The sequence below is a fragment of the Verrucomicrobiales bacterium genome, from assembly GCA_016793885.1.
Lineage (GTDB): Bacteria > Verrucomicrobiota > Verrucomicrobiia > Limisphaerales > UBA11320 > UBA11320.
The window spans coordinates 85,850-99,451 of the sequence record JAEUHE010000260.1; the positions used below are offsets into that span (position 1 = coordinate 85,850).

A 13,602-nucleotide genomic window follows, 5' to 3' on the forward strand; every position below is an offset into this window, starting at 1 on the left:
ACAACAACGACTAGAACCGCGGTCACCACCTGCCCTCAAGGCTTCAAACCCGGGCTGTCCCCGGGACTCGAGACCGCAAACTTCTACTGTGCCACACTTTCCGCCTTCTACAAGCGGGAAGACAGACCAAGGCTGTGAAAAATGGCGCTCACGGAACCAGGATGATCTTTCCGCGAGCTCCGGATTGCATCACGGACTTCTGCGCGAGGGCTGCCTCGCTCAGAGGCAGTTCCTTTCCAATGATCGGCCGCAGCGTGCCCTTTTCAAGTCCCGAGAAGATCTCACGATGGACGGCTCGGAGTTCATCGTCCGGCACATTAAAGAGCAGCATGCCCCGGACATCGGCTTCACGGATCATAAGATCGCGAGCGTTGATCTCCACCTGGCCGCGATTCCCAATCACGATCACGCGGCCCCCGCGCGCGAGCAGGGGCAGGTCCTTGCCCAGGTTGATGTTCGCCAACATTTCCAGGATGAGATCGACTCCTCGGCCATGGGTCAGAGAATGGATTTGCTGGAGGTAGTCGGGGTCGGTGTGGTCCAGCACATGATGGGCGCCCTGGTCCTGGACGAGCTGGCGACCGGCTGCTGTGCCGGCGGTGCCGATGATGGTGAGGCCGGCTGTTTTAGCGAACTGGATGGCAGCCAGTCCGACACCGCCGCTGGCCCCGTGAATAAGAACCGTTTCGCCTGCTTTGGCCTGAGCCCGATGGAAAAGGGCGCGGTGGGCGGTGCCATAGGGAATGGGAAGGGAAGCCCCTTCGGCGAACGAGGTCTTATCCGGCAGCGGATGCAGTCGGGAGGCTTTGGCAACGGTCCACTCTGCATATGTCCCGGTGAGGCTGCCGGCGACAATGACTCGCGCTCCAGGCTGCCAGGCGTCGGCCGCCTCGCCTGCCGCCTCGACCACTCCGGCCGCGTCGAGTCCGGGCGTGAACGGGAGGGACACCGCGGGGTTCGCGCCCGCGACCCAATAGGTGTCCACCGGGTTGACCCCGATCGCTTTGATTTTCACCAGGACCTCGCCTGGGCCGGGAGTGGGTCGGGGTTGCTCTTCCAAACGTAGCACCTCCGGTCCGCCGAATTGATGCACTCGAATCGCTTGCATAATAAGTTATGTGAGACTTGGTGCGAGTCAGTGGTCCGTCTTTCCGGCTGCCACGCACCCAGGGTGAGAGTTACCGGGAAACCGGTATCGTTGTGCCACCATCCACCATCTATAACCCGGACATCCCTTGTTTGCGGGCCATCCAGGCGAAGGGACCCTCCGTCCGGATCAACTCCTGGAAGGTTCCATCCTGCACAATGCGTCCTTTCTCCAAGACGATGATGCGATCCAGGTTGGCCAGCGTGGAGAGCCGGTGGGCGACACAAATCACCGTTCGGTGCTCAGCCAGAACATCGATCGCGCGCTGGACCTCGGATTCCGCCTGGGAGTCCAAGGAGGCGGTGGCCTCGTCGAGAACCAGGATGGGCGCGTTGCGTACAAACGCCCGGGCAATGGCGAGTCGCTGGCGCTGGCCGCCCGACAGTGAAACGCCGCGTTCGCCCACCTGAGTCTCGTAACCATGGGGCAGCTGGAGAATGAACTCATGGGCGAAGGCGGCTTTGGCGGCCGCTTCAATTTCGTCCGGAGTTGCCCCCTGTTTGCCGTAGGCGATATTCTCCGCGACCGTCTGGTCGAAGAGGACAATCTCTTGGCTCACCAGGGCCATCTGGTCCCGCAGGCTGGCGGTCCGGAGGGTGCGCAGATCGATTCCATCGATCGTGACGCGCCCGCCGGTCGGATCGTAGAAGCGGAACAGCAAATTGAGCAGAGTGCTCTTTCCCGACCCGCTTTCTCCGGCCAGCCCGAGTTTTTGACCGCGGGGAATCTCGATGCTGAGCTCGTGGAGCACGGTAGCGTCCTTATAGGCGAACGAGACTGCTTCAAAGCGGATCTGCCTTTCGAACGGCGGGAGGATCTGCGGGTTGGCAGGCTCCCTGACGGTGGGTTGTTCATCCAGGATCTGCGCCATGCGTTCAATGCCCACGCGCGATTGCTGGAAGATCATGTGCACGCGAGTCAGGCTTTTCAGCGGAGTGTAAACCGACACCAACCCCAGGATGAACAGCATCATGTCATCCCAATTGCGTCCGCTCTTGAACAGGAGCACGACCAGCAGACCGAGAATCAGAGCGGTAACCGTTTCAATGATCGGGTTGATCATTTCCTTGGCTTGCAGTCCCTTGACGCCGTGACGCACCAGTTCGGTGGCATAGTTGCGGAACCGGGCGAGTTGCTGGGACTCGAGGCTGAACGCTTTCACCACTCGAATGCCCGCCAAGGCTTCGATGAGCAGGTTTGCTTGAGAGACTTTGGTTTGCACCCCCTTAGTCGCGGCCTTGCGCGCCTTCTTACCCAGGATGATCACCGGTGCCAGGCAGAAGGGGAGGAGCACGAGCAGGAACAGGGTCAGAGCCCAGTCCTTGACGAGCAGAAACCCAAAGATGGCCACGACGGTCACGGGTTGCTTGATGATGTCTCCGAGACCCTCATCGAGGCTGCGTTGCAAGGCGGCGGTGTCTACATGAATCCGCATGGTCAAGTCGCCAAGCTTGGATCGGTTGAAGAAATCCACCGAGAGAGACTGGAGTTTCGCCAGGACATCCACTTGCAGGTCGTTTACGACGCGCTGGCTTACCCACCCGAGGCAGTAGCTGCTGAGGAACCCAAGATAGCCGCGCAATGCCATGAGGGCCGGGAAGAGCAGGAGGACCCCGAGCATCTGGTGGCCATCCATCGGTCGTCCCTTCAGGGGGATCCAGGGGTCCAACTCAAGATACACCTTAGTTCGCCACCGGTTCGCCCGATCGGTCCATTCGCTTAGAGACTTGAGCTTCGGTAGAGAGCTTTCCTTGGTCGACAAGGTGATCGAACGTTCATCGCCGCTTCCCGGATAACGGAGAATGAGCTTGGGGGCTCCGCGTCCGGGCTTTGCCCGAAGCGAGACGTCGTAGCGATGCCCGGCCGCCAACAGGTGGCCGGCGGGCAGAGCGAGCTCGACAGTACTGGACGGAGCGCTGGAGGAGCCGGTGCATAGGATACGGAGGACCTTATTTCCCAGTTGATCCGGATCCTCGATCACGCTGGCTTGGTGACTGCCGGTCGCTCGAGTGAGATTCGTGGTTTCGTTGAAGGTGATCTCTGATATCGCTCGAGGGTTCCCCGGAGGATTCGCGGCGCTGTCTGTCCATCGCAGGTCGTCGATCCAAATTTCTCCTACCTCCGACAAACTGATGACAAGGTTGCTGACAACCGTTGAAGGCGTGGAGTTGGCTCCGTCCGGTGCCGGGAGAGTATAGGTTTGCCAAGGGTTTTTATCCTTGGGTCCCGACAGCCTCTGCATCACGAAATCAGCGGATCCCAGGATGACGGCATTGCTGATCCCAAAGAGAATGCCCACCAAGATCCCGGCGATGAGCCGGGAGGAGTAGCGACGGAGATAGGGCCATCCGAAGCGGATGATGTTGCCTAGATTACTCATCAGATGGCCCCGGACGGAGGCCTAGCCCCGCTTGCTCAACACCACGTTCAGCCAGGTGTGCGCCATGAGTGCGCTGCCGGCGGCTGTCGGGTGAACCCCATCCTTGGCCCAGTATTCGGCGGGGGCATACTTGACGGCGCGATCGAACATCAGCTGAAAGGCGACAAAGCGGGCGCGATACTCCTCGGCCAGGGTCCGCGAGACCTTGCGGTATTTGTCGAACTCGGGGAACCAACGGTCGTTTACCGCGCCGCAGCGGAGGACGAACGGCTCGCAAATGGCCAGGCTGACCCCCGGAAGCTCGGTCAAGGTGCGCTCGATCAGGGCACGATAATCCTTTTCATAGGTCTCGATCGTGCCTTTGTATCCACCATTGAGCGTGTGCCAAAAATCGTTCACGCCGATCAGAATGCTAACGATGTTGGGCTGGAGTTTCACGCAATCGTCCGCCCACCGGTCGGCCAATTGGAATACTTTGTTTCCGCTGATACCTCGGTTGTAGACCTTCAGGTTGTAATCCGGATGGTCGAGCAGCAGGCCGACGGCCGCCATGCCAGCATAACCACTGCCCAGCCCTGCCTGGTCATTGGCCACGGCAGCTTTCTCACGGCTGCGTCCGGCGTCCGTAATGGAGTCGCCTTGGAACAAGACGGTATGCTGCTTGGAGATGCGAAGTTTAGCGGATTGTGGCTTTTCAGGCTTTTCGGCCGCGATCGCTCCCGTGGCGGCCAGTAGGCCCGCCGAGCCGAGCGCCAGGCCTGAAGCGGAGAGAAAGTCGCGTCGCGTCCATGGTGCAGAGTCACCGGAATGTGCATTCATGGGTTTTCTTGTAAAGCATCGGGCTGCAACAGGAAAGTACTGGTTTTTGGGGGCAGATTTGGCGGGTGTGACGAGAATTGCGTGAGGATAGCCGGGATCCCCCTCCGGGGGTGCCGAAAAGCGGTAGAGGTCTACCGCAGTCCAGATACGCCCTGTGCATCGCGAAGCGTCTTGGAGTGCGGTAGACCTCTACCGCTTTTCGGCACCCGATGGAATCGGGAATCTCCGTTGGTTCGGAAATACCTTCATCCGGCTTTAATCCGGCCCAGATTTGGCTTCCGAAGCGCCTCAGGCTAGGCGAGGGTGCTCTGGCTTCTTCTGGAAGAGGTGAGGGCCATCCCTAACCCACCGGTCGGAAGCAGGAAGCTTGTGTCCGAATGAAAATTGCCGATCCATGGAAGGGTATGAGACAACTGGGCGCGAAGGCGATGGGCGGATGGGTTGCAGGCTTGCTTCTCTGGAGCATGGTTCCCGTCCAAGCCCAGATTGATCCCGAGAATCGCCGCCTGCTCCAGATGGGCTACAACCAGCCTTTGGAGGGCCGGGGCCCCATGGCGGCCTATGCTTACTATTACTACAACCGTCCCCACTTCTATCAGTCCAACACCACCCTCCGATTGGCCGTCGCCCCAACGTATCTGGATTCTCAAGTCGGGTTCGTGGATGCCCTGGGCGCCGGCACGGATGTGGGCTTAGGCATCGCGGGGGGAGGATTTGCCGACAGCTACTCGGAGGTTCGCCTGGGCCAGCTGCGACGCGATGAGTCCTTTGTGGGGCATGGCGGAGAAGTGAACGGAGCGATTTACCACCGTCTGAATCCGAATCACCAGATCCCGCTCAGTCTGATCGCGCGGGGGGCGATTCGCTTTTCGGCGTATGAGGCAGATAGTGATACCTCGCCGAGCTTTGAAGTGCCTGAGGATCGAGGCACCTTCTTGATCCGCACCGGAGTTCGCTGGGGGGGAAGGGAGCCATTGATGCTGCCATCCATGGCGATGGAGCTGTCGGCCTGGTATGAGGGACAGTTTCGAACCAGCCCCGGAGAATATGGGTTCAACGGGGATCGCGCCGTGGAGTCGACCGCGCATCTCGCTTGGGCGCGCGGGTTGTTGGCCTACACGTTTCCTGAGTGGCATCACTACTTGTCGGTGAGCATGACCCTCGGCACCAGCTTGCACGCTGATCGGCTGAGCGCCTACCGGATCGGCGGCAGCCTGCCGTTGATCGCCGAGTTTCCCCTAAGCCTGCCCGGTTACTATTTTCAGGAACTCACAGCGCGACGCTTTGCACTGTTCAGCGGGATCTATTCCATCCCGGTGGATCCCGATGGACACTGGGAAATCATGGGCTATGCGGCGACCGCGTTGGTGGGGCATCTCCGCGGCCTGGATCAGCCAGGCGATTGGCATAGCGGGGTTGGCGGAGCCTTGGTGTTCCGCCCTGGATCCAAGGCGCTCCATATTATGCTTGGCTACGGGTATGGCATCGAAGCTCGTCGTGGTGACGACAAGGGGGCTCACAACGTGGGGTTTTTATTGCAGTATGATTTCGAGCAAGGCGGGCCGCTCCTGCCTCATAGCATCAACCCCATGAAATGGCGGGGCATCGATCGGATGCTCGGTCGCTAGCAGCCCACACCCCGACTCGGAGTCGGGGTGTGGGCTGCTAGATAGCACTGCGTGCGGGGATGGGGAGGGTAGCTGTTGCCCACGGAGGACACGGACCACACGGACCCGAGTTTTAGTCTCGCGTTCGTTTGAAGAATCGGGTGTTCCAGAGTGACTGGGTGCGGTAAAAATGGAGGCCCGTTCGAATGGCTTTCAGGGCACCGAAGGCGCGCGGGAAACTTTCCTGAAATTCTTGAACCAGCCCGCTGAATCGGCTGGGAGAGGTGGGGGCCGCCGGAGCAGGTGCGCCATTCTCCGTCCCGCTCCATTCTTCCACGTAGTCGCTCTGCTGCGGAGCTTGGGCAAAGATGGGAACGATCTCCGACCGACGCGCGTGCAGCAGCATCTGCGTCGGCATGAAGCTGATCAACTCGACCCGGGAATGAATCACGGCGGGATCGGCGACTTCATACCAAGAGCCGTAAGGCCCCGACCCGTGCAGGATCATGCGTTCGACACGATATCCATTGACAGGGGCGAAGACGCGATAGAAAAGCTCTGGGCTGAATTGGTAGAACCCATGACCCATGCAGTTGTTGGCTGCGGTGTGAATGAAAAGGGATCCGCCTTGGCGGATAATCTCCATGCAGTTTCGGATCGCGACCGGGAAGTTAAAGACATGCTCGATGGAACCGCCGTCAAAAACCACATCGAACTGTTCCCGATACCGCTCGGCAATCGGTTGGTTCATGTCGTGAACGATGGAGGCGGACTGATACGCCGAAGCATCGAGGGACACGATCTCGGTGGCTCCGAGCGCTCGGAAGATGGGTTCCGCGAACCAAGGGGCGGGCTCGCGACCGAGGGCCAGGAGTTCGGCATCGGGCAGGCCTTCCGCGTGCAGCAGTTCCGCCGCTCGAGCTGGCAGGACTGCCAGCTCGATGCGGCCAAACGTCAGGACGCGATCGAACCGCACGCCGCGGCGTTTGGCAGAGAGCAGGAGCTTAAGGGCATGGATGTCGAGACCCATGGCGTGAGTCTGAGGACTCGAGCGCACGTCAGGCAATCTCAAAGGTGTGTGTGACGGATGGTGGGATGTTGAACCGCGATGGACGCAAAGGACGCGATGTCTGAGGGGGAAAGATCAGGTCCGTTTTCCTCTTTCCTCCTTCTTCCCTCTCAGATTCGCGGTTGCCCAACGGGAAGTTTTGTTCTTAATGTCTTCGCACTGACCCCAAAATACATCCAGACACATGTCTCCATTCACGGCTGAACTTATTGGAACGATGCTGCTCATTACGCTGGGCAATGGCGTCGTGGCGAACGTGCTGCTCAACAAATCGAAAGGCTATAACTCGGGGTGGATCGTGATCACTGCGGGTTGGGCCTTCGCGGTGACGGTGGGTGTTTATGTGTCCAACGCTGCGAGTGGTGGTCATCTCAATCCTGCCTTTACTCTGGCCCTGGCCATCACTGGCAAGTTTCCTTGGGCCAATGTAGGTTCCTATCTTCTGGCGCAGCTTCTGGGAGCCATGCTGGGTTCGCTGCTTGTCTGGCTCGCCTACCTTCCCCATTGGAAAGAAACCCCGGATGCCGGCGCCAAGCTCGCGATCTTCTGCACCGCCCCGGCCATCCGCCATCCGCTGTCGAATCTCGTCACCGAGTTCATCGGCACCTTCGTGCTCGTCCTGGGGGCGATGTCCATGACCTCGCCGCAGAATCTTCTTCCCGACTCCGGCTTCGCCAAAGGCTTCGGCCCGTGCTTGGTGGGTATTCTCGTTTGGGCACTCGGCGTCTCCCTGGGCGGACCCACGGGATATGCGATCAATCCGGTTCGCGACTTCGGCCCCCGACTGGCCCACGCCCTCCTCCCGATCGCAGGGAAGGGAGGCTCCGACTGGGGCTATGCCTGGATTCCGGTGCTGGGACCCATTTTGGGTGGGACGGCCGGAGCCTTCTGCTATCAACTGATCAACTCCTGATTATCAACCAACCATGAAACAATACATCCTTGCCCTCGACCAGGGAACGACGAGCTCGCGAGCCATCTTGTTTGATCATCGCGGTTCGGTGGTGGCGATGGCTCAGAAGGAATTTCGTCAGATCTATCCTCGTCCAGGATGGGTGGAACACGACGCGAACGAGATTTGGGCGACCCAGTCCGGCGTGGCGGCCGAGGTGCTCGCCCGGGCCCGCATCAAGTCCTCCCGAGTGGCGGCTATCGGAATCACCAATCAGCGCGAGACAACCGTGGTGTGGGATCGCGAGACCGGGGAGCCGGTAGGCCACGCCATCGTGTGGCAAGACCGCCGGACGGCGGGAATGTGTGATCGTCTCAAACGGCGAGGACTCGCCCCGCTCATTCGCAAAAAGACCGGGCTGGTTATCGATGCGTATTTCTCCGCCACGAAGCTGCAGTGGATTCTGCAGAACGTGCCGGGTGCCAAGCGCCGAGCCAAGGCGGGTACCTTAGCTTTTGGCACCGTCGACTCTTGGCTGATCTGGAAGCTCACCGGAGGCAAGCAGCATGTCACTGATCCCAGCAATGCCTCGCGCACCATGCTGTTCAACATCAAGACGGGTCGATGGGACGACGAATTGCTGGACCTTTTCGAGATTCCTCGCTCGGTACTGCCGGAGGTGTGCAGCTCAAGCGAGGTCTACGGAGAGGCGGAGATCTTCCCCACTCCAGTCCCCATCGCGGGCATTGCGGGAGATCAGCAGGCCGCTTTGTTCGGTCAGGTGTGCACGCGTCCGGGAATGATCAAGAACACCTACGGCACGGGCTGCTTTATGCTCATGCATACCGGGGCCAAACCCATTCCTTCGAAGAACAATCTGCTGACCACCGTCGCGTGGAAGATTGGCAACCACACGGAGTATGCTCTCGAGGGAAGCGTGTTCATTGCTGGTGCCGTGGTCCAATGGCTGCGGGACGGGCTGGGGATCATCCGGTCCTCGAAGGAGGTTGAGGAGTTGGCCAAGCGGGTGAAGGACACCGATGGTGTCTATTTGGTTCCCGCGTTCGCTGGGTTGGGAGCCCCGCACTGGGACCCGTATGCGCGCGGCGTGCTGGTGGGACTGACCCGAGGTACCCAGTCGGCGCACATCGCCCGGGCGGCGCTCGAGGGCATCGCTTTTCAGGTTCGAGACATCTTGCACGCAATGGAATCAGACTCGGGCATTCGGCTGAAGGAACTTCGAGTGGACGGAGGGGCGAGCGCCAACAACTTGCTGATGCAATTCCAATCAGATCTCTTGAATGTCCCGGTGGCTCGACCTCGCGTCGCGGAAACGACCGCTTTGGGCGCGGCCTACCTGGCCGGATTGGCGGTGGGATACTGGAAGAGTCGGGAACAGCTCTCGGCGCAATGGCAGATGGACCGGCGGTTCACTCCGGGTATGAAGGCGGCCGAGCGATCGCGTCGGCTGGCTGGGTGGAATAAAGCGCTGCAGCGGGCGAAGGAATGGGAAACTCCGGAGGCCTCCTAGCCCATGAATCGTGAGTGGGCGATCGCCCAGCTGGACGCGCGCGGTGCGCCCTGGGATCTTATCGTGATCGGCGGTGGGGCCACGGGGTTGGGTGTGGCTCTGGATGCCGCATCGCGAGGTTATCGCACGCTGTTGCTCGAAGCACACGACTTTGCCAAAGCCACGTCGAGTCGTAGCACCAAGCTCATTCACGGCGGGGTGCGCTACCTGAAGCAGGGCAACCTATCGCTCGTGAGGGAGGCGCTGCGCGAGCGCGGGCTCTTGCTGCGGAACGCCCCGGATTTGGTGCACCCGTTGAACTTCGTGATTCCCGTGTCTTCCTGGTTCGAGAAGTGTTTCTACGGTGTGGGGCTGACTTGTTACGATGCCCTGTCTGGTTCGCTGAGCTTGGGAGCTACCTGCTGGTTGAATCGCGAGCAGACACTGCGCGAGGTGCCGAACCTCAATGCGACCGGTCTAGCGGGCGGGATCCGCTATGTGGACGGCCAGTTCGACGATGCCGGACTTGCGATCCGGCTGGCTCGGGCGATCTTCCTGCACTCTGGGGTGGCTCTGAACTATTTTCCCGTCCGATCTCTGCTCAAGCAGAATGGACGGACAGTCGGAGTGATTGCCGAGGATGCGGAGACGGGGCAGAGCTATGAGTTATCAGCGCGGGCAGTGATCAATGCGACCGGGGTTTTCTCCGATGCCATTCGTCGGATGGATGTACCGGGTGCGGCGGCGTCGCTGTCTTTCAGTCAAGGCGCTCATGTGGTGCTGGATCGTTCCTTTCTACCGGGAGGGACTGCGTTGATGATCCCCAAGACGAAGGATGGTCGGGTCCTCTTCGCGATTCCCTGGCAAGGGCACACTCTGGTGGGAACCACGGATACTCCCGTCCATGAGGCTTTGCTGGAGCCGCGGCCGCTAGCGGAGGAGATTCGCTTCCTGCTGGAACATGCCGGGGAGCTGTTGCAGCGAAAGCCGGTTACTGCCGACGTACGTAGCTGTTTTGCGGGCGTGCGGCCTCTGTTGAAGGCTGCTCCGGGCGTGGCGACCGCAAAACTGTCCCGGGAGCATGGATTGACGGTATCGGACTCCGGGCTAGTGAGTATCAGCGGAGGCAAGTGGACGTCCTATCGGTTCATGGCCGAAGAGACGGTGGACTGTGCGGCTCGTCAGGGCGCGTTGGAGGCCCGTTCGTGCCGGACTCGCGACCTCCCGCTGCGCGCGGCGGAATGGATTCCGACCGAGTCTGCGTTGGACGGACCGCTTCATCCGCGTCTTCCCTATCGAGTGTTCGATGTGCTGCGGTCGATTGAGGTTGAGATGGCCCGTACGTTGGAGGATGTGCTGAGCCGCCGCACGCGCGCGCTTTTCTTGGATGTTGGAGCCAGTTTGGAGATGGCCGAACCCGTGGCGGAGATTCTTCGGAGCCGGCTGGTGAAGACCGAGGCGTGGAAACAGGATCAAGTGGCAACTTTTCGTGCGCTGGCGCGTCAATACCTACCGTAAGCTGAGAAGCATCCGCCCCGTATTAAGGTAGGGAGAGACCTTTTCGAGCCCATAACAGCTCCAGGCTTTCCTACCATAGAATCCCAAAGGGATTCCGCCTCAAAGCCCAGGGTTGGCGCGAAGCAGGAGCGCCTACCCTGGGTGAGTCGTTGATTTCTGGAAAACCCCATCGTGGGGTGCGCCTGGATCGCCAACACCCCCGAAACATCCGCAACCCACGATGGGGTTGTGAATTCTATGGCGTTTTCCCAGGGTAGCTCGTTCCTCGCAACCTTGGGCTTTGGGGCGCTATCCCGTTGGGATAGAGGTCCAAGATCTTCTGAACTTGTGGGTAATGCTTAGGTCGTGCCACCGCGGTCCATATAGAGAGGCTCCTCAGTCCGGTCCCCTTCCGCCCGCGTCTCTGCGCCCTTCCCGTCTCCGTGGTGCAATTCGGCTCCGCTTCCCTCAGCCCCGCCTTGTGACTGGACCGGGGCTGAGGTCCTGGCACACTGGTTTGCATGCTTTGGCGATCGCTTTGTTGCTTGCTGGTGGTGGGCTCTTACATCGAGGTTGCGGTCTGCGCTGCGACTGTTCCTCCGTCCCTAAAGAAATCTCATCCCTCCATGGCGGAGCTTCTTTCCAGTTCTCAGCCGAGTGACTGGCGACCGCTTGATCCGGAACACACCCTCTACCTCGAGTTGCCCTCCGGACGAGTGGTGATCGAGCTGACCCCCTGGTTCGCGACGGGCCATGTGGCCAACGTGAAGGCGCTCGTCCGAGAAGGCTACTTTGATGGATTGGCTATCATTCGAGCGCAGGAAAACTACGTGGTTCAGTGGGGCGATCCCAACGCTGAGAAGGCTGGCTCAGCACGGCCGATCCGTCGCGCGGCCAAGACGCTACCCCCCGAATTCGATCGAGCTTACGACCGCCGGGTCCCCTTTACTCGTTTGCCCGATGGGGATCTCTACGCTCCCGAGGTGGGTTTCACGGCGGGGTTTCCGGTGGCACGCGATCGTCGAAACGGGAAGATGTGGTTGATCCATACCTACGGCATGGTGGGGGCAGGACGGGATGTTCGGCCCGACAGTGGCGGCGGGGCGGAGCTGTATGTGGTGATCGGACAAGCGCCACGGCAGCTTGATCGCAACGTGACTTTGTTCGGACGTGTGATCCAAGGCATGGAGAAGCTCACAACGCTGCCGCGCGGAACGGGAGCAATGGGATTCTATGAGAAGGTCGAACAGCATGTTCCGATACGATCCATCCGAGTGGCGGCCGATGTGCCGTTAGGCGAACGAACGGCTCTGGAGGTTCTCCGCAGTGATACTCCCTTGTTCCAGGCGTTGATCGAGTCCCGCCGAAACCGCCGCGAGGAATGGTTTCAGCATGCCGCGGGCCGTATCGACATCAGCAATGTGCCCCTTCCCGTGCGCACCGTTCCTCTTCGGCCTTAGCGCGGCGGTGTTATGCGGGACAGCGGCTCGCGGTTTCGAGTTGCCAATGTCGGATGACTGCGCAGGATCTGCTCCATGAATTTCCCCTTACGATTGGCGCTCTTGAGTTTGTTGGGGTTGCTGAACCTCGGTTCTGCTGCTGACCGAGGTTCGGTTCAACGTCTCGAGCGTTCGATCTTTGGGCATCTTCCCGATGGAACGGCCGTCGACTTGTTTACGCTGCGCAACCGTCAGGGATGTGTGGCGCGGGTGATGGGCTATGGCGCGACCATTGTTGAGTTGAGCGTGCCCGATCGACATGGGCGAATGGGAAACATCGTGCTCGGAGCGCCTTCTCTGGAGTCGTATCTAAAGGGATTCAACGCGCCAGCCTCGGTGATCGGTCGGGTGGCCAATCGGATCCGCGGAGCCCGTTTCACTCTCGATGGAAGGGAGTATCGCCTGGCGGCGAACAACGGACCAAACCACATCCATGGTGGCAACCGGGGCTTTGCCAGTGTGGTTTGGAAGGGTAAGGCTCTTCCGGTGCGCCGGCATGAGGCTTCGGTCGAATTCGGGTACTTGAGTCGCGATGGGGAGGAGGGATATCCGGGCAATCTTCAGGTCTTTGTCACTTATACGTTAACTGACGCCAATGAATTTCGAATCGATTATCGCGCTACCACGGACAAGGCGACCCCGGTAAACCTCACCAATCACGCTTACTTCAACTTGGCGGGTAGGGGCGATGTATTCGACCATGAACTTTGGTTGTCGGCCGACACCTATACCGTGACGGATGAAGCCTTGATTCCCACCGGCGAAATTCGCTCCGTGCGCGGAACCCCCTTGGATTTCACCACCCCTGCCAAGGTTGGTTCCCGAATCCGGGAGCTGCCTTCCCATCTCAAAGGTTACGATCACAATTTCATCATTAAGCCAGCCCGGGGATCCCTAAGGCTGGCGGGGCGGGTGCGTGAGGCTAGCAGCGGACGCGTTCTGGAAGTTCGGACTACCGAGCCCGGTCTTCAGATCTACACCGGGAATCACCTGCAGAATGGGGCAATTTGTCTGGAAACTCAGCACTATGCAGATTCCGTGAATCAACCTGGCTTTCCCAGCACCATCCTGCGACCAGGCAAGCGGCTGCGCAGTTCTACAGTGTTCGCCTTCTCAGCCCCCTGACCACCCGGCCCGGGGGGCGACGGCGAGGCCCGAATCTCCCTTGAATCTCCCGTCCGG

General features: G+C 60.2%; 10 protein-coding genes. 6 read left to right on the forward strand and 4 right to left on the reverse strand.

Going from position 1 to position 13,602, the window contains the following annotated elements; translation table 11 throughout:
• Positions 1-148 precede the first annotated feature (148 nt).
• From JNN07_28480 to JNN07_28490, 3 genes are all read right to left on the reverse strand, one after another.
• Positions 149-1,108, reverse strand: a complete 960-nt coding sequence (locus JNN07_28480) for an NADPH:quinone reductase (protein ID MBL9171700.1) — start codon at positions 1,106-1,108, stop codon at positions 149-151.
• 109 nt (positions 1,109-1,217) lie between these two features.
• Positions 1,218-3,527, reverse strand: coding sequence for an ABC transporter ATP-binding protein (locus JNN07_28485; GenBank protein MBL9171701.1), 2,310 nt, complete (start codon positions 3,525-3,527; stop codon positions 1,218-1,220).
• A gap of 21 nt (positions 3,528-3,548) precedes the next feature.
• Positions 3,549-4,346 carry an SGNH/GDSL hydrolase family protein gene (locus tag JNN07_28490; GenBank protein ID MBL9171702.1) on the reverse strand — a complete coding sequence of 266 codons (798 nt, stop codon included), beginning with the start codon at positions 4,344-4,346 and terminating at the stop codon, positions 3,549-3,551.
• Positions 4,347-4,723: 377 nt separating this feature from the next.
• Here JNN07_28490 and JNN07_28495 point away from each other — a divergent pair, with 377 nt between their 5' ends.
• Complete coding sequence (locus JNN07_28495; GenBank protein ID MBL9171703.1) at positions 4,724-5,974, forward strand: hypothetical protein; 1,251 nt, start codon at positions 4,724-4,726, stop codon at positions 5,972-5,974.
• 112 nt (positions 5,975-6,086) lie between these two features.
• Here JNN07_28495 and JNN07_28500 read toward each other — a convergent pair whose 3' ends face one another.
• Positions 6,087-6,983 (reverse strand): hypothetical protein, encoded by an 897-nt coding sequence (locus JNN07_28500; GenBank protein ID MBL9171704.1) that lies wholly within the window; start codon positions 6,981-6,983, stop codon positions 6,087-6,089.
• Between the two features lie 223 nt (positions 6,984-7,206).
• Between JNN07_28500 and JNN07_28505 the strand changes: the two genes are divergently transcribed.
• From JNN07_28505 to JNN07_28525, 5 genes are all read left to right on the forward strand, one after another.
• Positions 7,207-7,935 (forward strand): aquaporin family protein, encoded by a 729-nt coding sequence (locus tag JNN07_28505; GenBank protein MBL9171705.1) that lies wholly within the window; start codon positions 7,207-7,209, stop codon positions 7,933-7,935.
• Between the two features lie 13 nt (positions 7,936-7,948).
• Positions 7,949-9,445: a glycerol kinase GlpK gene (gene glpK / locus JNN07_28510; protein ID MBL9171706.1), complete on the forward strand. Its 1,497-nt coding sequence runs from the start codon at positions 7,949-7,951 to the stop codon at positions 9,443-9,445.
• Between the two features lie 3 nt (positions 9,446-9,448).
• A complete protein-coding gene (locus JNN07_28515) occupies positions 9,449-10,942 on the forward strand; it encodes a glycerol-3-phosphate dehydrogenase/oxidase (protein ID MBL9171707.1) in 1,494 nt (497 codons plus the stop codon).
• Positions 10,943-11,442: 500 nt separating this feature from the next.
• Positions 11,443-12,381 (forward strand): peptidylprolyl isomerase, encoded by a 939-nt coding sequence (locus tag JNN07_28520; protein MBL9171708.1) that lies wholly within the window; start codon positions 11,443-11,445, stop codon positions 12,379-12,381.
• Between the two features lie 75 nt (positions 12,382-12,456).
• Positions 12,457-13,545 carry a galactose mutarotase gene (locus JNN07_28525; protein ID MBL9171709.1) on the forward strand — a complete coding sequence of 363 codons (1,089 nt, stop codon included), beginning with the start codon at positions 12,457-12,459 and terminating at the stop codon, positions 13,543-13,545.
• Positions 13,546-13,602 lie beyond the last annotated feature (57 nt).

Bases quoted from the DNA above. Each gene is read 5' to 3' on its own strand.
- JNN07_28500 (MBL9171704.1), bottom strand. From the start codon at position 6,983: ATGGGTCTCGACATCCATGCCCTTAAGCTCCTGCTCTCTGCCAAACGC.
- glpK (MBL9171706.1), top strand. From the start codon at position 7,949: ATGAAACAATACATCCTTGCCCTCGACCAGGGAACGACGAGCTCGCGA.
- JNN07_28525 (MBL9171709.1), top strand. From the start codon at position 12,457: ATGAATTTCCCCTTACGATTGGCGCTCTTGAGTTTGTTGGGGTTGCTG.
- JNN07_28505 (MBL9171705.1), top strand. From the start codon at position 7,207: ATGTCTCCATTCACGGCTGAACTTATTGGAACGATGCTGCTCATTACG.
- JNN07_28490 (MBL9171702.1), bottom strand. From the start codon at position 4,346: ATGAATGCACATTCCGGTGACTCTGCACCATGGACGCGACGCGACTTT.
- JNN07_28520 (MBL9171708.1), top strand. From the start codon at position 11,443: ATGCTTTGGCGATCGCTTTGTTGCTTGCTGGTGGTGGGCTCTTACATC.
- JNN07_28480 (MBL9171700.1), bottom strand. From the start codon at position 1,108: ATGCAAGCGATTCGAGTGCATCAATTCGGCGGACCGGAGGTGCTACGT.
- JNN07_28515 (MBL9171707.1), top strand. From the start codon at position 9,449: ATGAATCGTGAGTGGGCGATCGCCCAGCTGGACGCGCGCGGTGCGCCC.
- JNN07_28495 (MBL9171703.1), top strand. From the start codon at position 4,724: ATGAAAATTGCCGATCCATGGAAGGGTATGAGACAACTGGGCGCGAAG.
- JNN07_28485 (MBL9171701.1), bottom strand. From the start codon at position 3,527: ATGAGTAATCTAGGCAACATCATCCGCTTCGGATGGCCCTATCTCCGT.